This window comes from Avibacterium sp. 20-129 (assembly GCF_026226845.1).
Lineage (GTDB): Bacteria > Pseudomonadota > Gammaproteobacteria > Enterobacterales > Pasteurellaceae > Avibacterium.
In genome coordinates, this window is sequence record NZ_JAKKOE010000002.1 from 230784 (window position 1) to 250499 (window position 19716).

The following is a 19716-nucleotide window of genomic DNA, read 5'->3' on the forward strand; positions in this document are numbered from 1 at the left end:
AATGAAAACCAGCACAATTTTAGATATTCACGGTAATCCGTTTCGGTTTGAAGACACGCTACAAACGGAAAATGAGAGCCGTTTGGCTGCTTTACAACACCACTACAGTGAACACCCTGCCAGTGGTTTAACCCCGATGAAAGCGGCTCGTATTTTACGCAATGCAGAGCAAGGAGATTTGGTCGCACAGGCAGAGCTTGCCGAGGATATGGAAGAAAAAGATGCCCATTTGCAATCTGAACTCGGTAAACGTCGAGGGGCAATGCTGAACGTAGAATGGCAAATTGTACCACCCGCTAATGCGACTCCCGAAGAACAGCGTGATGCGGAAATGATTGAAGAAATCTTGCGTGATGCCGTGTGGTTTGATGACTGTATTTTTGATGCTACCGATGCCATTTTAAAAGGCTTTTCTTGCCAAGAAATTGAATGGGAAACGCACGGCAATATGACCTTGATTAAAGGTGTACATTGGCGTGATCCTGCGTGGTTTATGACCCCACAATTTGAGCGTAATAGTTTACGTTTACGAGATGGATCCGCTCACGGTGTTGAATTACAGCCTTTTGGCTGGGTGAAACATATTGCTAAAGCCAAGACGGGTTATTTAAGTCGTATTGGCTTGGTACGTACTTTAGTATGGCCGTTTATTTTTAAAAATTATTCGTTGCGTGATTTTGCGGAGTTTTTAGAAATCTATGGCTTACCATTGCGTTTAGGCAAATACCCCGAAGGGGCCGGTGAAAAGGAAAAGCAGACATTATTGCGAGCGGTGATGTCTATTGGGCATAACGCAGGCGGTATTATTCCAAGAGGAATGGAGATCGAATTTCAGAAAGCGGCAGATGGTTCCGATGCTACTTTTATGGCAATGATTGACTGGGCAGAAAAGTCAATGAGTAAAGCGATTTTAGGCGGAACGCTCACCAGTCAAGCAGACGGAGCAACATCTACCAACGCTTTAGGCAATGTGCATAACGATGTACGACTAGAGGTACGCAATGCAGACCTAAAACGCCTTGCTGCTACCTTAACTCGTGATATTGTTTATCCGCTTTATACCTTGAATTGTAAGTCGTTTAATGATGCTCGCCGTATTCCACGCTTAGAATTTGATATTGCAGAAAGTGAAGATTTAAACGCTTTTGCGGAGGGCTTAAATAAATTAGTGGATATTGGTTTTAAAATTCCTAAACAGTGGGCTCACGATAAATTACAAGTGCCGATTGCAGGCGAGAATGAAGAGGTGCTTGCAAGAAATCAACCAAATCCGACCGCTTATCTTAATAGTCAATCTCATCAAAAAATGGCAGTGTTATCCGTACAACGTGATCCTGATGATTTACTTGATGAGTTAGAGCCGTCAGCGGAAGCTTATCAAGCCATTATTGACCCAATGTTAAAACCAGTGGTGAATGCGTTAGCCGAAGGCGGTTATGAATTTGCCCAAGAAAAATTAGCCAGCCTTTATGCCGATATGGACGATAGTGAGTTGGAGAAAATCCTTACTCGTGCCATTTTTGTGAGCGATTTGTTAGGACGAGCCAATGCCAAACGATAATAACGAACTTGATATGGGGTATGTATTACGCCTTGAGCCTGAATTAGCCGTGGACTATTTAAAGGCAAAGGGCGTGAATATTACTTGGGATTGGCACGAGCAATTAGCAGAAGCTCACGCTCGGGCCTATACCGTTGCAAAAGCGACTCGGGCAGAAGTGTTAGATACGCTTCGCTGGGCAACGGAAAAAGCGATTGCAGACGGTGTGCCAGAACGTGATTATATTAAAAACCTTGAGCCTATGTTAAAAGAGTTAGGTTGGTGGGGAAAAACCGTGGACGAAAACGGCAACACAGTGCAGTTAGGTAGCCCACGCCGTTTAAAAACCATTTTACGCACCAATAAAAGCACGGCATATCACGCAGGGCGGTATATGGAGCAAATGGCAAACAGCGATGAACAGCCCTATTGGCAATATGTTGCCGTAAAAGACAGCCGCACAAGAGCGAGCCATTTAGCGTTAGACGGTAAAGTTTATCGTTTTGATGATCCTATTTGGGATACGATGTACCCGCCCAATGATTGGGGGTGTCGTTGCCGTGTGCGTGCGTTGAGTGAGTTTCGTTTGAAGAAAAACGGCTTGTCGGTGTCAGAAAGTGGCGAGATTAAAACTGAAAGTGCGGTGGCTGGCGTAAACAAAGACACAGGCGAAGAAATCCGCACGGAAGTGAGTAAAATCAAAACCGACCAAGGCGAAATGAAAGTGGGTGCAGGTTGGAATTACAATGTGGGCAGTGCGGCTGTGGGGACGGATGTGGAGTTAATTCGGAAAATCACGCAGTTAAAAAATCGTGAGTTACGCCAACAGACGATTACAGCGATTAATAATAGCGAAGAACGTCATAAGGCCTTTGAATATTGGGTTAAGGCTCATTTAGGACAACGTGGGGCTGGTGGACGTTATATGTCAGCAGGGTTTGTGACAACAGAGATCGCAGAAAAAGTAACCGCACTTTCAGAGGGCAAGAAAATGTCAGAGCTGGTGTTAGTGATGACGGAGAGACGGTTAGAGCATGCCAATAGTCTTAAGCATCATCAAGGAAACATAGGCTTAACAATTGAAGAATATGCGTCTATTTCACGGATTATTGCAAATCCTAAAGCTGTATTATGGGATAAACGACAAAGACATAACAATTTAATTTATCTTAATAGCGATTTGAGTATTCAGGTAATAGTTGATGCTCCTAATAAAGATAAGGTAAAACCGAATGAAAAAGTAGATTCAATAATCAACGCATATAAAATCAATTTAGAAGAAATTAAAAAAGGAATTCGCGGTGGTGAATTGATTTTAATTCAGGGAAGTTTGTAGGAGATGCGTCGTGACCGGGGTCGAACCGTGCATAGATGTTTACCCTTTTCAGGGGGACATTGCTTTACCATTAAGCCACACGACGCATAGAATGATGAATGACAGCGGAAAGGAATCGAACCTATATACTCAGCGGTTTACCGCCTGATGCTTACCCTTAGCAAACGCACCGTCATTTATTGTGTAGTTAAAATTTACGCTCAAATTTTTAAAAAGTCAAATTTTAAACAGGAGAAAAATATGCAAAATGTCGTACTTTTGTATGAGGCCGTAACTAAACTGCAAGAAAGAGAAAAACAAGCTCCAAGTAGTACAGCCAAAGCGATTTTCGAACGCACACAGGTGGCTGTGCAATCAGAGCTTGATGATACAGATTATTTTTATTTGGCAGCGTTTGCCGAAGCATTGATTTTAGCTAAAAAATTCAATACAGCAACGGACTTACCTTTTGAGCATTTAGGGTTGTTTGCCCACGCTCTGAGTGAATTCTCGTCTAAGGTTTCGTGATTGACGAGTTTTTCATAAGCCCATTCGCTTAATGCAACTTGAAGAGATGCTTTCTCTCCTGTTTCTTTAAAACGTTCAAGGGCTTTGAGTTGCTTTTCATTCATATTTATTTTCCTTTTGGTTGTGGGCGACATTGCCCACTGCCATTTTACGTAAGGGTATTTTTCTATGCACCTTGAATTTAAATTTGATACCCGTGCCATTCAAAACAAATTTACAAAGCTCACTGAAACAGTAGAAGGACGTGATATTACTCGCAAGATTGCTGGTGTTTTAATGCAAGAAGCGGAAACAGCTTTTGACAAAGAGCAAACACCTGAGGGTGGAGCGTGGGCAAAATTGGATGAACGTTATAAAAAATATCGGCATAATAGAGGTTACACTGGCAATATTTTACAAATCTCTGGTGATTTGGTAAAAAGCCTTAACATTGATTATGGCGATAGTTTTGCGGTGATCGGTGCTTCAGAACCTTATGGGCAATTTCACCAAATGGGTACAGAGAAAATGCCTGCTCGTCCGTTTCTTGGTTTGGGTAATGATGGTGTGGAAGAAATTACGGCTATTTTAAATCGTGAATTATCGAAAGTCGCTCAGGCTTGATGTAAAATAGCTAAAAACATCACAGAGGCACGCTAAGCGAATTTTATTGCTTGTTGGTACTCTTTTTCGGTCAAAATAATTTAAACGCTTGTAGAGCGATTTAAACGGCATTTAAACGGTATTCCGTTATTACATTTCTATTCTTTTTATAGCCTTCGAGAAATCGGAGGCTTTTTTCATTTGAAACACCGCAAACTAACCTTTTCTTTTTTCCTGTCATTATAGGGCTATGAAAGTAAATAAATGCCCTTTAGCCGTATTAACGGCACAGCTTACAAGCCCTGATGGTTGGCAACAACTTTTGCCCAAAGGTGAATTTCGGGCAAGAGATGGTCGTCCGACCGATGTGCCGCATTGGTTTATTGATGAAACCATTGCTAACCGCTTAATTCAACAAGCTAAAACACTCAAGCAAGACATCTTAGTTGATTATGACCACGCTACTCTGCTTAAAGCCAAAAAAGGCCTTGATGAGGGAAATGTGGTTGCAGCTGGCTGGTTTAGCGATGAGGAAATGCAGTGGTTTGATGATGACGAACGTCAAGGTTTATACATTAAGCCACGTTGGACACCTAAGGCTTATCAGCAAATTAAAGAGAGTGAGTTTGCTTTCCTTTCTGCCGTTTTCCCTTACAACGAAAAAGGCGAACCATTAGAAATCCGAATGGCTGCTTTAACCAATGACCCTGGTATTACAGGTATTCAACGGTTAGCGGTGCTTTCGGCAATGACAGACCAGCAGGAGAAAAATCAAATGCCAGAACAGTTGCGTAAATTACTCGCAAAACTCGGTGTGGAAATCGCCGAAGGTGCAGAGCTTACCGAAGAACAAGCGAAAACCGCCCTAGATGCGTTGGAAGCCTTGCAAACAGATAAAGCCCACGCAGATAGTCAAGTTGCAGCACTGAGTGCGGCAGCAAAAGAGGTTGATTTAACCGCTTATGTGCCAAAAGCCACTTATGATGCAATGGTATTACAGGTTGCAGCACTTTCCGCTAAAACCGATGAAGTAGAAATTGATAATGCGATTGCGAAAGCCCGTCAAGAGGGGCGAGCGATTGAGTCCGAAGTGGATTACTTAAAAGATTTTGGCAAACAACAAGGTGCGGTAGCGTTATCCGCAATGCTAGAAAAACGCCCGCAAATTGCTGCCTTATCCGCAATGCAAACGCAAACCACGAAAGTGACGAAAGAAACCCAAGGCGAAGCCGTGTTAAGTGCAGCAGATAAAGAAGCTGCGAAATTGCTCGGTATTAGCGAAGCCGATTACGCAAAAGAACTGGAGGCTAAATAATGGCAAATGTAACCCCTGAACTCGTCAAAGCCCTGTTTGTTGGCTTTGGTAAAAACTTTAAAGAAGGTTTGGCAAAAGCACCTTCACAATATAGCAAGATTGCGACTTTAGTGAAATCTACCACCGCATCAAATACTTATGCGTGGTTAGGTCAAATGCCTGGTTTAACCGAATGGATTGGTGATCGTACTTTAACCGCTATTCAGTCTCACGGTTATTCGATTGTAAACAAAGATTGGGCAAGTGGTGTAGAGATTAAGAAAACTGACATTGAAGATGACAATGTTGGTGTTTATAGCCCATTGATTGAAGAACTTGGGCGTGCCGCAGCAGAAAAACCTGATGAATTAGTGTTTGGTGCATTAAAAGCAGGTTTTACCACGGTTTGTTATGACGGGCAGTATTTCTTTGACACCGATCACCCTGTCGGTGCAAATGTGGATGGAACAAGTCCTGTCTCCGTTAGCAACATTACTGATGATGGCACCAGTGTTACTGCAGATAAGGCTTGGTATTTGTTAGATTGCTCTCGCAGTCTAAAACCGATTATTTTCCAAGAGCGTAAAGCACCTACTCCAGCACAAATTACTGATTTAAACGATGAAAAAGTATTTATGAAAAATACGTTTACCTACGGTGTAGATAGTCGTTCAAATGTGGGATATGGCTTTTGGCAACAGGCTCATGCCGTGAAAGGTGCATTGACTGCGGAGAACCTTTGGAAAGCCATTTCGGCAATGCGTGCGGTGCGTGGTGATGGCGATAAGCGTTTAGGGATTAAACCAACGCATATTGTTGTGCCTCCATCTCTTGAAAAAGAAGCTACGCAATTACTTGAACGTGAATTCCGTGTTGAAAACGGGGCAACCGTAGACAACGAATTTAAAGGGCGTTTAGAGCTTATCGTTGCAGATTATCTCTAATTGCAAGCGGTCGGATTTGAGCTATTTTTTGCAAATTCGACCGCCGTTTAAATGGTGTTTAAAGAGGTTTTAATGGGGGAAAAATGAAATGGAAAAAGAGCAACGCTATCAAGTTGTGGTTCACAGCAAAGTGCAAGATGGTTATCGCCGTGCTGGTTTCGCTTTACAAAAAGGCACTAACTTGCTTATGGATGTCACGGCGGCACAAATTGAGCAATTCAAAGCCGACCCACGTTTGGTATTTGGCTCTCAAGACCCGATGCCGACGGAACCAGTTGATGACTTATCAAAAGGGTTATCTCAAGACGATTCGGATGACAAAACCCAACACCGTGTGGACGGTGGCTTGGTTCCAACCGATTTAACCGTTGAGCAATTAAAAACAAAGCTCAATGAGCTTAATATTGCCTTTACTAAGGATGCGAAAAAATCAGATTTAGTGGCATTACTTGAAACGGCTATGTCATCTACTACGTCAAAAGAAGGTGAATAATGTTATATGCCAGCCAAGCAAGTCTTATTAAACGCTATACCCTTGATGTGTTACTGAGTATTGCTCGAAATGCTGATCGCACCTTAGACGAAACCAAGGTGCAAGAAGCGTTAGAAGATGCGTCGCAAACCATTGATAGCTACTTGGCTGGTCGTTATCGCTTACCATTGCAAACAGTGCCAGCCGTGTTAGAACGCCATTGTTGCTACATTGCTCGTTATTTCTTAGAAAAAAACCGTGCAACCGACCAAGCTCGTTTGGATTATGAAGATAGCATTAAGTTTTTGGAAAAGGTTGCTTCAGGCTCTATTGCTCTTGGGCTATCAGAAAACGATGAAGCGGTGGAAACAGATAATTCAGCGGTAATGGAAAGTGCAGGCTCTGTATGGAGTCGTGAACATTCTCGGGGGTTCATTTGAGTATTATTGCCAAAACCAGTGAGGCTTTAATTGCCAAAATTAAAGGGTTATGTGGCGATTATCTACGAGAAGTCGAAACGCACCCAGGGCAATGGGATGACAGCTCTATCCGTCGCATTGTGCGTAATCCACCTGCAGTTTATGTGGCGTGGCTTGGACAAATGCCAAATGCAAATGCTCGTTTAGTGTCGGCTCGCTGGGGGATATTTGTGGTCGCTGATGTGTTGAACGGTCAGCGAAAAGATGATGTGGGGATTTATCAAATTGTCGAAATCTTAACAGCAGGCATACACAAACAACAAATAAGCCCTTCGGGGATGTTTGAGTTGCAGACAGTGCAAAATCTGTGGAGCGATACTCAAAGCGGTATGGGCGTAGCGGTTTATGGTATGTTTTTTAATGCAGCTCAGCCTTTACCAAATGCTATAGATGAGAGTGTGTTAGCGGATTTCAAAATTTACGACCATACCTTTAACCAAGACACTGATGAACGAACCATTGATGGTAAAACTCGTTTACATATCGAACTACCAACCCAAGCAGATGAATAAAGGGGGAATTGATGCCAACGTTTAAGATTAGACCTAAAACAGGCTTGATTATTCGAGATCCTGATACTTTTGAACCCTTAAATGATAAAGGGGAAGAAAAAACACAAAGCAGTTATTGGCTGAAACATTTAAAAAACGGTGATGTGGAATTAGTAGAAACGAAAGCCACAAAAGAAACAAAAACTAAGACGGAGAACGCATAATGGCGATTTCTTTTAATCATATCCCTTCTGCAATTCGTATGCCATTGACCTATATTGAATTTGATAATAGCAAGGCAGTAAGTGGTACGCCATCAGCATTACAAAAAGTGTTAATGCTTGGCACGAAATTGCCAACAGGTACAGCAACAGCAGGACAAGCCGTACGAGTCACTGCTCATTCACAAGCAAAAACCTTGTTTGGTCGTGGGTCGCAGTTGGCTGAAATGGTGAAAACCTTTAAAGCTCACAACAATATGTTGGATTTGTGGTGTTTACCGTTAGATGAAGCGGAAAGCGGTGCCAAAGCAACAGGTTCGGTACAGTTGGTTGGTACAGCGACACAAGCAGGTACATTAAGCCTGATGATTGCAGGGACAAACTATAAGCAGGCGGTTTCAAGTGGTGATACGGCTGCAATGCTTGCAAGCAAATTACAAAAATTGATTGCTGCAGACAGTGATGTACCTGTTACTGCAACGGTTTCCGATAGCACTATTACGCTCACTTGTCGCTTTAAAGGCGAAGCGGGCAACGACATTGATGTGCGTTGTAACTATTACTCTGGCGAAACTTTACCCGAAGGGATTAAGGTCAATATTACTGCGATGCAAAGTGGGTCGGTAAACCCTGCTATGTCAGAGGCAATTACTGGCTTTGGGGCTGAGTGGTGGCATTATGTGATTAATCCATTTACGGATACAGAGAGCTTAAATCTGTTACGCACAGAATTAGTGAACCGTTGGGGGCCTCTCAAACAGATTGATGGTATTTGCTTTATGGCAAAACGTGGTACTCACGGCACCGTTACCACATTTGCAGAGCAACGTAATGATTACTTATTCAGTATGATGCCGACAAGCAATAGCCCTGAACCTGCTTATATTTGGGCTGCGGCTTATGGTGCAGTGGTCGCTGGCTCTTTATCTATTGATCCTGCTCGTCCTGTACAAACATTAGTGATGGATTTATTACCGCCTGCAATGTCAGACCGTTGGGATTTACCTGAACGCAATACTTTGCTTTATAGCGGTTTAAGTACCTATACCGTCAATGCTAATAGTCAGCCACAAATTGAAGCGGCGATTACGATGTATCGTAAAAATGCATTTGGGGATAACGATGAAAGTTATCTGTATGTGGAAACTATTGCGACGTTAAGTTATATCCGTTATGCGATTCGCACTCGCATTACGCAGAAATACCCACGCCACAAGTTAGCCAATGACGGCACACGTGTGGCACCAGGGCAAGCGATTGTAACTCCGAAAATTATCCGTAGCGAACTTTTAGCATTGTTTACAGAATTAGAATGGGCAGGTCTAGTAGAAGACTTTGATGCATTCGCCAAAACGTTGTTAGTTGAGCGTGATGATAATAATCCATGTCGTTTAAATGTGCTTTCAAACGAGAATTTAGTAAATCAATTCCGTATTTACGCACACGCAATTCAGTTTATTTTATAAGGAGCTTTAAATGGCTAATCAATATCAAGGCGTGGCATACGTGCGTTGCAATGGCACGGAGTATGCTTCTGCCGATGATGCCACCCTTACCCCTGGTGGTGTAACTCGTGCAACGGTGAAAGGCAGTCGTGTTTATGGCTACCAAGAAACCCCTGAAGAAGCCACGGTTGAAGCGACCTTCTACAACAACGCCGAAACCGATGTACTGGCATTAAAAGATATTACCAATGCCACGATTGAGTTTGAAACGGACGTTGGACAAACCTACCTGTTAGCGAATGCATGGGTGGTGGATGCGGTAACCTTGTCAAGCAAGGGTGAAATTAAAATCAAGTTTGCTGCAGTGCAGTGTAAGCGAGTATAACTATGCAATTAGTATTACAGACAGGCTTAATGTTTGGCGATGAGCCACAAACCGAAGTCACCTTGCGTGAATTAACCACAGGCGATTTGCTTGATGCAGAAGTTGCTGCTGAACGTATGGTAATGTCGCCTGATGGCGTGCCTGTATTGGTGAAATCCCCTGCGCTTTTTGGCTATGAGATTTTACGCCGTCAGATTGCATCTATTGGCAAAATCAACGGCCCGATTTCGCTCAAAATGCTCCGCTCGCTCACATCAGAAGATTTAAACCGCATTTCCGTGTTTGCGGAAACCTGGGAAGCGACCAAAGCCGCACAGGTGGTGGAACGGGGGCGACTGGATGCAGCAGATAGCGAAACTGGAAAAGACCTGCCTGCTGCTCGCTAAACACTATCAAAGCAACCCAGCGTGGTTGCTTGCTCAACCTATCTTTAACTTGCCACGCTACATTGGGTACATAAATACAGGAGAGAAAGATGGCAAATAATTCTACTTCGTTTTATGTCAATTTAGCGGGCAATGTTTCTTCGCAAGCGTCCAAGTTTGGCAATTCACTTTCGGTGATGGCAAATAAGGGCGTTTCCAATATGAATAAGCTCAGTAATTCGGTGAAAAAAGTCGGTTCTGGGCTTGCATCGCTTTCTCAAAAAATCAATAACGTTGGCAATATTGCCTTGCCTGTTTTGGGCGTTGGGGTTGGTGCTGGTGCTGCAGCCGTGAGTAAATCTATGATCCGTGTGGCTGCGGATTTTGAGATGGCAAACATTAGAATGAAGCAAACATTCGGTAAACGTGGCGATGAAGCAATGGCGTGGCTGAAGAAGTTTGCGACTGATACCCCAATGGCATTCGGTGATGTGCAAGATGCTTCAATGCGTTTAATGACTGCTGGCATTGATCCTATGAACGGCTCTTTACAGGCATTAGTGGACTATAACGCCAAAGTAGGTGGTAATGCTGATAACTTAAATGGCTACATTTCTGCAATTAGTAAAGGGTTTATTAAAGGCAAGCTGACAATGGAAGAGGTTAATCCATTGCTCGAGCGAAATGTTAAGGTTTTTGATATTTTAGCTAAGCAAACCGGTGGTAAATATACCGCTGATCAAATGCAAAAAATGTTGGAGAAAGGTCAATTAGGACGTGCTGCTATTAATGCTCTTTTAAAAGGTATGGGTGAGGATGCTAAAGGTGCAGCCAAAGAACAGATGAAAACTTGGGATGGTTTGGTCTCAAACCTTGAAGATACTTGGGTCTCAATGCAAGCTCAATTTATGGAGCACGGGGCATTTGACAGCTTAAAAGCCGAACTGGGGAGCTTTTTAGAATGGCTGAATAGCAAAATTGATGATGGCACGTTAGATGAATTTGCCAAAACCGTGAGCGAAACTTTAACCGATGCATTGAAACAACTAAAAGAAACTGCGAATGATGTTAAGCCGATTTTAGAGAAAGTCGGCTCTGTGATGGGGTGGGTATCAGAGCAAGCTGGTGGCTATGGCAATATTGCTAAGTTTGTGGGCGGCTTTTATCTTGCGAATAAAGTAGCTAATTGGGGGATTACCCAGAAAACGGTAAAAGGTGGCTGGGGGCTGGCGAAATGGGGCTTGGGTAAATTCCGTAAGGGTAAAGGCGGACAAGGCGGAGCGGCTGAAGAGGTTGCAGGTGCTTTAGGTTCGGTAGCGGGCGTTACGCCTGTTTATGTCACGAACTTCCCTGCGAGTTTTGGTGGCGGTTATGGTGGTGTTGAACAGGATAAACGTAAAAATAAACGTCAAAACAATAAAAAAGGCAATGGCAAAAACCGTGTTGCCAGTGTAACCACTGCTGTGGCGAGTAATGCAGAAAAAGCTGTGGCTAACAAAGGGGTAACACAAGCGGTCGGAAACACAGTGAAATCTGCAAGCCAATCACTTAGTGCAACCACCAAAGCGGCAACATCCGCCATTAGTCGTACTGCAACCCGAGCGGTACCTTATTTGAATGTGGCTGCTTCTGCGGTAGAGGGGGCTATGGTTTTAATGGATGAACAATCAAGCACTCAAGATAAATCGGAAGCGATTGGTTCTATTGCTGGGGCAACCGCAGGCGCTATTGTCGGACAAGCTCTTATTCCTATTCCTGTGGTGGGGGCCGCTGTTGGATCTTATGTGGGCAGTTGGTTAGGTGAATGGCTTGGCTCTGAGGTGGGTGAATATCTATCTGATCCTGAACCGATAAAAAATGAGTTAAATGGCACTATTCAGGTGGCAGTGAAAGCATCTGAACATCTGATTGCGACTGCAACGGCAAGTAAAGTGCAAACCAACCAAAAACAAGACAATATGAATATTGCCGTACAAATGGGGACGCTTGGGCCTGGTATGGGGATGTGGTAGGAGTAATGAATGACAAAGATGACAGGCAAAGGTAGTTATCGTGGCGTACCGTTTTTAATTGAAGATGAGCAGAGTCAAAATGGTGGACGTCGTGTTGTTACGCATGAATATCCTTTACGCAATGATGGTTTAACAGAAGATTTGGGCAAACGCCTACGTCATTATTCAGTAAGCTGTCTGGTGATTGGCGATGACCATATTTCACAAGCTGAAGCATTAGTTGATGCATTAGAAGCAGATGGTGTAGGCACGTTAAAACACCCTTATTTTGGTACGCTCGAAGTGCGTGTTGATGATTATCGGATGCGTCACTCTACCGCTCATCAGCGAGTTACTCGGTTTGATATTACTTTTTTACCTGCACTAGATAGTAATGCCCCTGAAATTGCGGAAGATACCGCCTATTCGGTCTTCACGGAATATGAAAATGTGCTGAATAGCCTTGCAGACGAGTTTGCGGAAATGGTGGAGGATGTATCGGGCTTTATTGAGTCAATGGTCGATAATCCGCTTTATCGCTTAGCAGATACGACGATGGGGTTTATTGAAAATGTCTTTGAGGGTGTGGCAAATACAGTAAGCGGCTTGACCGCAGTAAAAGATAAGGCGTTATCAATAAAAAATCGTTTATACGGGTTGCTACTTACCCCTAAAGTGTTGGCTAGAGAACTGCAAGATTTGACCAAGCTTAATGTAAAAAGTGCGGTAAATTCACAGCGACAATTTGTACAGCATATTGTTATTACTGACTCTATCGACACAGCATTAAGCAATCTCACATCAGGGAAAACGGAAATCAGCAAAAGTACCCTAGATGAGATGATGGCAGCGAAAACGAACAATGTGAGTGAAAGTGATATTTTAAGCCGTCAGTTTCGTAATTTACACGAGCAAGAGATCTTTGATGCTTTAATGAATAAGACCACCTTCTTGTTGAAACGTTTGGTGCTGTCTACGCTTGCAGTTGAATATGGCAAGGCAATCTCCGATGCTGTTACGGAATCGGTGGCACAAAAAGCGGTAACAGAAAGTACGGTAGCGGGGTTAATTGAGTCGAAAGCCGATGTACAACGCTATATCACTGAAGTCGATGAGCAACTGGAAGCGGTTATTTTGGATAACGCCGATGCAGAACAATGGAAAAGTTATCAAGTCCTTGAAACTTATCGTTTGATTTTGTTAAAAGACTTGCGAGTGCGTGGCGAACGGTTAGCAAATGCGGCGGATATTACGTTAAAAGATACCTTCCCTGCAGTATTGTTGGAATACCAACATACAGGTAATGCGGTAACGTGGAAACGCTTGGCGTTGCGAAATGGCATTGCTCATCCGTTATTTTGTTTGGGCGGTTCAACCATTGAGGTGTTGCAATAATGGCAGAAGAAAAAAACTTACCTAAAATTGAGTTGTATTTAAACGGTAAAATCTTTTCTGGTTGGAAAACGGTCAATATCCAACGTTCACTTGAATCAATGAGCGGTCGCTTTGATTTAGGTATTGCAGTACGTCCTGAGGATGATATATCGGTACTGAAAGTTGGAGCGTCTTTAGTGTTGAAAGTGGGCGGTCAAACGGTAATTACAGGCTATTTAGATGAGTTAAAGCAAAGTATCTCAGGCACAAATAAGCAGATTGATATTAGCGGACGAGATAAAACCTGCGACTTGGTGGATTGTGCCATTATTCACAATAGCTATCAATTTAAAAACCAGACGGCAAAACAGATTGCTGAAGCGATTTGCAAGCCGTTTGGGATTAAGGTGGTGTGGAATGTGACCACGGCAGAAGCTAATGAGCGTATCCCAGTATGGCAAGTGGAACCTGGGGAAACGGCATTTGATAATTTAAGCAAAATCGCTCGCCATAAAGGTGTGTTGGTCACAAGCGATGTGGACGGCAATTTAGTGTTTACTGAACCAAGTACTGCCCACGTGGGTGAATTAACCCTTGGTGTAAACCTGTTGGAATTAGAACAGATGGATAGCTGGCACCAACGTTTTTCGCTTTATCGGGTCATTGGTGATGCAGAGCAAGGCGGTGAAAAAGGCGATGTAGCAACCAAAAATAAAGCGGTCAAAAGTTCTAATTCAAATAAATCAGATAAAGATAACGTAGCCGAGTTTACAGGATTTGTGGGGTAAAGAATGAGTGCAAGTGGTTTAAAAGTTGAAGTAGCAGATCCTGTAATTACTCGTTATCGTCCGACCGTTATTATTGCCGATGATAATATGACTGGGGCAAGTGGCTATCAGCGTGCCGATTGGGAACGTAAACGACGTACTGCAGAAGGCTCGAAAGCCACAGCAAAGGTTCGGGGTTGGTTTAAGCCTGATGGTTCGCTTTGGCTACCTAATGAGGTCGTGGTACTTGATGCCCCACTGTTTAGCATTAACAAAGTGGAGCGTTTAATTATTGATTGCAACTATACCCTTGATGATAGCGGTATGGTGACCGTGATGACATTAATGCACCGTGATGCCTTTGATGAACCAGCCGATGAAACGTTGGACGATGTGGACGGTACAAGCGGTAAAAAATCATCGAAAAAAGGCAAAAAAGCTAAAGCGAAGAAAGCGAAAAAATCTGATAAAGATAACGTAGCTGAATTTACAGGCTTTGTCTAATACGAATTTAAACGTTATTTAAAGGAGATTTATGCAAGCTTTAAATCGTGTGATTGCCCCACTTAAACGAGGGTTGCAGTTATTAGTGAGCCGTGCGGTTGTGGCAGTTGTTAATGATGCTTATGCTCGGCAAAATTTACAGCTCCGCTTACAATCCGACGAGGTGGCCGATGATGTGGAGCGGTTTCAAAATTACGGACATTATTCGGTACCAAAGGCGGGCGAAGCGATTGTGGTGTCGGTGGGCGGGAAACGTTCGCACTTGGTTGCTGTTGTGGTGGATGATAAAAGTGTGCGTCCCGCTGGGTTGATTGCAGGCGATTCTGTGTTGTATCATTTAGAAGGTCACCAACTCCGACTCACCGAAAATGGCGAAGCCATCCTTTCTTGTAAAAAATTCACTATTGAAACTGAAACCCTTGACTGCAAAGCTCAGACAGTTACGTTTGATAGCCAGCAAACAACGTTTAAAGGCGATGTTGTTATTATGGGAACATCAACAGCAACAGATCATATGTCGGGCGGAATCAGTGCAAAAGACCACGACCACGAGCAAAAAGTGGGTAAACCTGTTCCGTAAGGAGCAGTAAATGTCAGATTTAGCCTTGCAATGGCGAGATGGCGAAGGCGACTTGGTTTTAGATAACGAGTCGCTTTTATTAGATGATACGCTTACCAATGCCATTGTCATTAGCCTTTTCACTGATTTACGTGTGGATGGCGAGCGTGGTTGGTGGGGTAATTCTTTTAATTCTGATGATTATCAAATGGGCTCAAAGTTATGGACATTGAGCCGTTCTAAACAATTAGCGAGTGTACTTGATGATGCACAACGCTTTGCTACCGAAGCCTTGCAGTGGATGCTTGATGATAAGGTAGTTCGCAGTTATCAAGTTTTTGCTTCTAATCCAGCCCCTTCAGTTCTGTTGTTAGAAATTTCGTGTGTGATGCCAAACGGTAGCACAGAACAACGTACTTTCACAGCAAACTGGAGCCTTTAATGTCTTTTAACTCTCCGACATTATCAAGTTTAATCAAACAAGGTGAACAACAATTTCAGCACCGTTTCCCAACGCTTAAACGTAATAATGTTTTAAGTGTGATCAACCGTATTTGTGCGGCAATGAGTGCTGGGGAGCATATGCACCTTGATTGGCTTGCTCGTCAGATTATCCCGACTACAGCTGAAGAAGAATACTTAATTGAATACTGCCTTTATAAAGGTATTGTGCGTAAGCAAGCAACTACTGCTTCGGGGTATCTCACTGTGACCGCAGCCATTGATACTACCATTCCAGAAGGTACGGTGTTTGAAGATAGCTCAAGTGGCTTAACTTACATTACAACAGCCGAAATGAGTGTGAAAGCTGGTACGGCGGATATTGCCGTGCAATGCGAAATAGAAGGTGCTGATGGAAATTTATCGGCAGGTGTGTCTCTCTCATTAACCTCAGCAATTTTGGGTTTACAGCTTACTGCAACCGTGAAATCAATGACAGGTGGTGCGGATATTGAGCCTTTATCTCGCTTACTTGCTCGCTTGATATATCGAGTACAAAACCCACCCGCATGTGGTGCTCCACACGATTATATTCGTTGGGCAACGGAAGTTGCTGGAGTGACTCGGGCATGGTGTTTTGAGCGTTATTTAGGAGGTGGTTCGGTAGGTGTCGCTTTTGCTTGCGATGACCGAGAAGACATTTTACCCACGGACGAAGATATTGACCGTGTGCGTGCTTATATCACAGGACATAAAAACGAAGCCACAGGACAATTTGAAGGGATGCCAGCTAATGTGGAACTTTATGTGTTTGCTCCACAATTCCAGACAGTTAATTTTTCTATCAGATTGTCACCAAATACAGAAACGTTACGCCAAGCGGTAAAGAAAAGTCTGCAGGCTTATTTATCAAATGCGGGGGTTGGCGCATTACTCTATTTATCCCAAATTCGAGCTACGGTATCAAATACTGCGGGTGAGGTAGATAACAGTGTGATTTATCCAGCTACGGATGTGCAGTTGTTGAGTGACAATATCCCTGTTCTTGGAGATATTACATGGCTATGACACATAAGCAGTATTTAGATGCTGCGGTGAAATTACTCCCCGTGGGATTAGCTTGGAAGAGAGCTTTAAATAGTAATTTAACTAAAGTGCTTGCAGTGCGATGTGACCAACTCGTCGAGGTGAATAGTAAAGCCCACCAACTGATTAAAGAGCGAATGCCAGGGAAAGCCACACTATTGCTTGATGAATGGGAAAGTTTTTTCGGTCTGCCTGAAGCAGGGCGACAGATTGTTGGAAAAAGCATTACACAACGCCAAACACAAGTAAAAGAGAAAGAGGAAGAACTCGGTTCGAGTAGCAAAATTTATCTCGAAGAAGCAGCAAAGCGAGCGGGATATCAGATTGAGATTGTGAACTACTACCCGCACCACTGCTTGCGGGATTGCTTATACCCGCTATATGAATACGAAAACGCTTGGCGAATTTTTATTTACACAGAAAAGTTGCAGACCAACCCGACTGAGGTTGTCGATAAAAACGAAGAGCTACAACAAATTTTGAAACGTTACTGCAACGCCGATATTGAGATGGTGTTTATTTATAAGGATAAAGCTTAAATGTACGCATTAGACAATAAGTCTGGCATTGAACAGATGCCTGAAATCCCTGAAGTATTTAGTAAAAATCCGCTTTGGTTTACCGAAGGGCGTGATGGGAACTCGCCAAGTTACCCTGGTGCGCACTGGTTTAACATTGTCCAGGCAGAGCTTTTGAATGTGTTGAAAGAGGCTGGGATTGAGCCTGAGAAGAAGTCGTTGGATCAGTTATGGCAGGCAATTCAGACTATCAACCGTCGCCGACCATCTCTTACTAAAAAGCGAATTAAACTAGACATCCCTTTAGTTTTTGACGGGTACGAAAGTGAGTTATTGGCGGCAAACCTAACAGACTCAACGGGATATATCTATCCAGGTTCATTCGCGATTGATGAGCAAACAAATGAGCTGGTTATTTTGTATGGCGGTAGCTGGGACAATGCACCAATGTATCTTGTGGCAAGAGATTTTGATACTGGCGAGCAGAAATGGTGGGTAAAACTTAGCACAACGTCAATTGGCGAAGGCATTAGTATTAACTACGATTACGGCTCACGCAAAGCATTTGTTGCGGGGAGACAGAATGGGTATTTATACTCATTTGACCTAACGAATGTTACAAATGGCACTACGCTTGAGATTGCATCAAGCCATGAGGTTGGTATTTATAATCAATTTAGCTACGATAATGGCGTTTGGGCGGTGGAACGAAATGCGCCATTTGTCGCTGGTTATATTGCTCGTAATACGATTGATTTTTATGATAAAAACTTCAACTTACTCAATTCTGTTTCCTTGCCGATTTGGTCAAGTGGGTATGTCACAAAAACAACTAATAGTTATGCACCGTACTTAAATAAGCGCCAAGGCTTTGCATTAAAAGGCAATAAGTTGTTCTGTGCTTTTGGTGGTGCTCACGATAACAACACGCCTGCGGTATGTTGTGAGTATCAAGGCACGAAGATTTTTAATTTAGCTGGCGATTGTTTAGAAGAAGCAATGCTAGAACCTATCGCAATGAGAAAAATTCTGACTCAGCATCTAGGCAAGCAATCAGAGCTTAGACGAATTGAGAATGAAGGCATTGTTGTCACTTCAAAAGGCGAAGTTTACACACTGTACATTTATCATTCGCGGGCAACATCATTCGAAACTCGCAAGAAAGAAGGCATTGTCGTCTTTCAAGAATTAACTGATGCTGGCGATTGTGTAGATTATTCAGAGGCTGTCACATATACAGCTCAACCAGATTTCATGAGCTTGCGCAGAATGCCTCGTGGTACATCAGGCAAAATGATTGACCCGCTAACTGGCAGAGAAATCACTCAGATGAGTGAGATTTTTAAGTTCATCCGTGAGCTAAACATCCCCGATCTGATGTTTGAAACAGGTGGTTTCACAAATATTACAGATATTGATGGAGAGTTATTAGGTAGAGGTTTAATCATTCGGGTAGTCAATCAAAATACGGTGATGTATGTCGAAATTACAAACCGAAACCACGCCACACTACCTAACTTGCCGTCATCATATGCTGCTACTTTATCTTCAGATGGTCGAGTGTGGTCAAAAAATAAATGCGACTTATCCATTGGTGGGGATCTTGTTTTCGGCAAAGACTCTAATGGGGAATCAACCATCTTGGCAAGGATTAGCACAAAAAACTTTACCAAAGGTAAAAACGTGTTACTTGCTGATGTGCAGAGTGGGGCTTCTAACAATAACGCATTTATTGGTGGGGGCAGCTCTGTTTATGAAGGTGTGAATCAGATTCGATTTTTCACGGCTGAAAATAAAGGCGAGGCAGGCACAGCACGTTGGGCAATATTAAATTCAGGGCATTTCATCCCTTGGAGTAATGGAGTTTATGATCTAGGTGCAACAAATAACAGAATTAAAAATATTTATTCAAGAGAATTATCTATAGCAAAAGAAGATAATTCTCAAGCTTTAATCAGAATTGCTAATGCTTTAAGAGAAATCACATTAAATGTCTCTGCAGGTGGAAATGCAGGACTTTGGGATAATACTCTCTCGAAATGGTTATTAATGGTTGGTAGTGACGGGATACTAAAAGCTGGTACAACACCGACCATTGATGCGGTAGGAAATGAGTTGGTTACTGCTAGTTGGTTTAAATCACAGTTTACCCAATCTCTTTCTAGCAATGGTTGGCAAAAATTTCCATCGGGGTTAATTCTGCAATGGGGAACCTATAACGCAAATAGTCAATCTGTCTTTAACTTTCCGATTGCCTTTACGCAAAATTGTTTTTTAGTATTGCCTGTCGACTATAACTCAACTGGTCAAAATCTCGTGATGATTACAGGGACTAATAAAAATGCTGAGTCTTTTCAGATACAAACATCAGGTGGTGATGTGGGCTTATTTTCTGTTATTGCAATTGGTGTTTAG

General features: G+C 42.9%; 22 protein-coding genes and 1 tRNA gene. 22 read left to right on the forward strand and 1 reads right to left on the reverse strand.

From position 1 onward, the window contains the following. Position 1 precedes the first annotated feature (1 nt). Both L5B90_RS08675 and L5B90_RS08680 read left to right on the forward strand, forming a co-directional pair. Entirely contained in the window at positions 2 to 1561 is a 1560-nt protein-coding gene (locus tag L5B90_RS08675; RefSeq protein ID WP_265762668.1) for a DUF935 domain-containing protein, read from the forward strand. Continuing rightward, positions 1548 to 2876: a phage head morphogenesis protein gene (locus L5B90_RS08680; RefSeq protein WP_265762669.1), complete on the forward strand. Its 1329-nt coding sequence runs from the start codon at positions 1548 to 1550 to the stop codon at positions 2874 to 2876. The genes L5B90_RS08675 and L5B90_RS08680 overlap by 14 nt, the downstream gene beginning before the upstream one ends. A 4-nt stretch (positions 2877 to 2880) precedes the next feature. Here L5B90_RS08680 and L5B90_RS08685 read toward each other — a convergent pair. Next, positions 2881 to 2962 (reverse strand) — tRNA-Phe (locus L5B90_RS08685). A gap of 154 nt (positions 2963 to 3116) precedes the next feature. Here L5B90_RS08685 and L5B90_RS08690 point away from each other — a divergent pair. The 20 genes from L5B90_RS08690 (at position 3117) to L5B90_RS08785 (ending at position 19716) form a co-directional block, all read left to right on the forward strand. Beyond that, positions 3117 to 3383: a hypothetical protein gene (locus L5B90_RS08690; protein WP_265762670.1), complete on the forward strand. Its 267-nt coding sequence runs from the start codon at positions 3117 to 3119 to the stop codon at positions 3381 to 3383. 168 nt (positions 3384 to 3551) lie between these two features. Further along, positions 3552 to 3986 (forward strand): phage virion morphogenesis protein, encoded by a 435-nt coding sequence (locus L5B90_RS08695; RefSeq protein WP_265762671.1) that lies wholly within the window; start codon positions 3552 to 3554, stop codon positions 3984 to 3986. A gap of 229 nt (positions 3987 to 4215) precedes the next feature. Further along, positions 4216 to 5280 (forward strand): phage protease, encoded by a 1065-nt coding sequence (locus L5B90_RS08700; RefSeq protein ID WP_265761993.1) that lies wholly within the window; start codon positions 4216 to 4218, stop codon positions 5278 to 5280. Continuing rightward, on the forward strand, positions 5280 to 6203 hold the full coding sequence (locus tag L5B90_RS08705) for a Mu-like prophage major head subunit gpT family protein (RefSeq protein ID WP_005825910.1): 924 nt from the start codon (positions 5280 to 5282) through the stop codon (positions 6201 to 6203). The genes L5B90_RS08700 and L5B90_RS08705 overlap by 1 nt, the downstream gene beginning before the upstream one ends. Positions 6204 to 6291: 88 nt before the next feature. After that, the gene (locus tag L5B90_RS08710; RefSeq protein WP_032851326.1) at positions 6292 to 6696 is read left to right on the forward strand and encodes an HI1506-related protein; all 405 of its coding nucleotides are present in this window, start codon (positions 6292 to 6294) and stop codon (positions 6694 to 6696) included. Continuing rightward, on the forward strand, positions 6696 to 7115 hold the full coding sequence (locus L5B90_RS08715; protein WP_079157926.1) for a gp436 family protein: 420 nt from the start codon (positions 6696 to 6698) through the stop codon (positions 7113 to 7115). Before L5B90_RS08710 ends, L5B90_RS08715 begins: the two co-directional genes overlap by 1 nt. Next, positions 7112 to 7666 (forward strand): DUF1834 family protein, encoded by a 555-nt coding sequence (locus L5B90_RS08720; protein WP_079157925.1) that lies wholly within the window; start codon positions 7112 to 7114, stop codon positions 7664 to 7666. The genes L5B90_RS08715 and L5B90_RS08720 overlap by 4 nt, the downstream gene beginning before the upstream one ends. Positions 7667 to 7677: 11 nt before the next feature. Beyond that, entirely contained in the window at positions 7678 to 7869 is a 192-nt protein-coding gene (locus tag L5B90_RS08725) for a DUF2635 domain-containing protein (RefSeq protein ID WP_005738156.1), read from the forward strand. Beyond that, positions 7869 to 9332, forward strand: a complete 1464-nt coding sequence (locus tag L5B90_RS08730; RefSeq protein ID WP_265762672.1) for a phage tail sheath subtilisin-like domain-containing protein — start codon at positions 7869 to 7871, stop codon at positions 9330 to 9332. The genes L5B90_RS08725 and L5B90_RS08730 overlap by 1 nt, the downstream gene beginning before the upstream one ends. Positions 9333 to 9342: 10 nt before the next feature. Next, entirely contained in the window at positions 9343 to 9696 is a 354-nt protein-coding gene (locus L5B90_RS08735) for a phage tail tube protein (RefSeq protein ID WP_005752480.1), read from the forward strand. Between the two features lie 2 nt (positions 9697 to 9698). Further along, the gene (locus L5B90_RS08740) at positions 9699 to 10082 is read left to right on the forward strand and encodes a phage tail assembly protein (RefSeq protein WP_079157923.1); all 384 of its coding nucleotides are present in this window, start codon (positions 9699 to 9701) and stop codon (positions 10080 to 10082) included. Between the two features lie 89 nt (positions 10083 to 10171). Beyond that, positions 10172 to 12073, forward strand: a complete 1902-nt coding sequence (locus L5B90_RS08745; protein WP_265762673.1) for a tape measure protein — start codon at positions 10172 to 10174, stop codon at positions 12071 to 12073. Positions 12074 to 12082: 9 nt separating this feature from the next. Then, positions 12083 to 13447, forward strand: coding sequence for a DNA circularization protein (locus L5B90_RS08750; RefSeq protein ID WP_265762674.1), 1365 nt, complete (start codon positions 12083 to 12085; stop codon positions 13445 to 13447). Beyond that, positions 13447 to 14214: a phage baseplate assembly protein gene (locus tag L5B90_RS08755; RefSeq protein ID WP_005825890.1), complete on the forward strand. Its 768-nt coding sequence runs from the start codon at positions 13447 to 13449 to the stop codon at positions 14212 to 14214. The genes L5B90_RS08750 and L5B90_RS08755 overlap by 1 nt, the downstream gene beginning before the upstream one ends. Before the next feature lie 3 nt (positions 14215 to 14217). Then, on the forward strand, positions 14218 to 14697 hold the full coding sequence (locus L5B90_RS08760) for a phage baseplate assembly protein (protein WP_265762675.1): 480 nt from the start codon (positions 14218 to 14220) through the stop codon (positions 14695 to 14697). Positions 14698 to 14728: 31 nt separating this feature from the next. After that, on the forward strand, positions 14729 to 15277 hold the full coding sequence (locus L5B90_RS08765) for a phage baseplate assembly protein V (RefSeq protein ID WP_265762676.1): 549 nt from the start codon (positions 14729 to 14731) through the stop codon (positions 15275 to 15277). Positions 15278 to 15287: 10 nt separating this feature from the next. Then, the gene (locus L5B90_RS08770) at positions 15288 to 15698 is read left to right on the forward strand and encodes a phage GP46 family protein (RefSeq protein WP_005752473.1); all 411 of its coding nucleotides are present in this window, start codon (positions 15288 to 15290) and stop codon (positions 15696 to 15698) included. Then, complete coding sequence (locus L5B90_RS08775; protein WP_265762677.1) at positions 15698 to 16765, forward strand: baseplate J/gp47 family protein; 1068 nt, start codon at positions 15698 to 15700, stop codon at positions 16763 to 16765. The genes L5B90_RS08770 and L5B90_RS08775 overlap by 1 nt, the downstream gene beginning before the upstream one ends. Then, the gene (locus L5B90_RS08780) at positions 16756 to 17322 is read left to right on the forward strand and encodes a putative phage tail protein (protein WP_265762678.1); all 567 of its coding nucleotides are present in this window, start codon (positions 16756 to 16758) and stop codon (positions 17320 to 17322) included. Before L5B90_RS08775 ends, L5B90_RS08780 begins: the two co-directional genes overlap by 10 nt. After that, on the forward strand, positions 17323 to 19716 hold the full coding sequence (locus tag L5B90_RS08785) for a gp53-like domain-containing protein (protein ID WP_265762679.1): 2394 nt from the start codon (positions 17323 to 17325) through the stop codon (positions 19714 to 19716).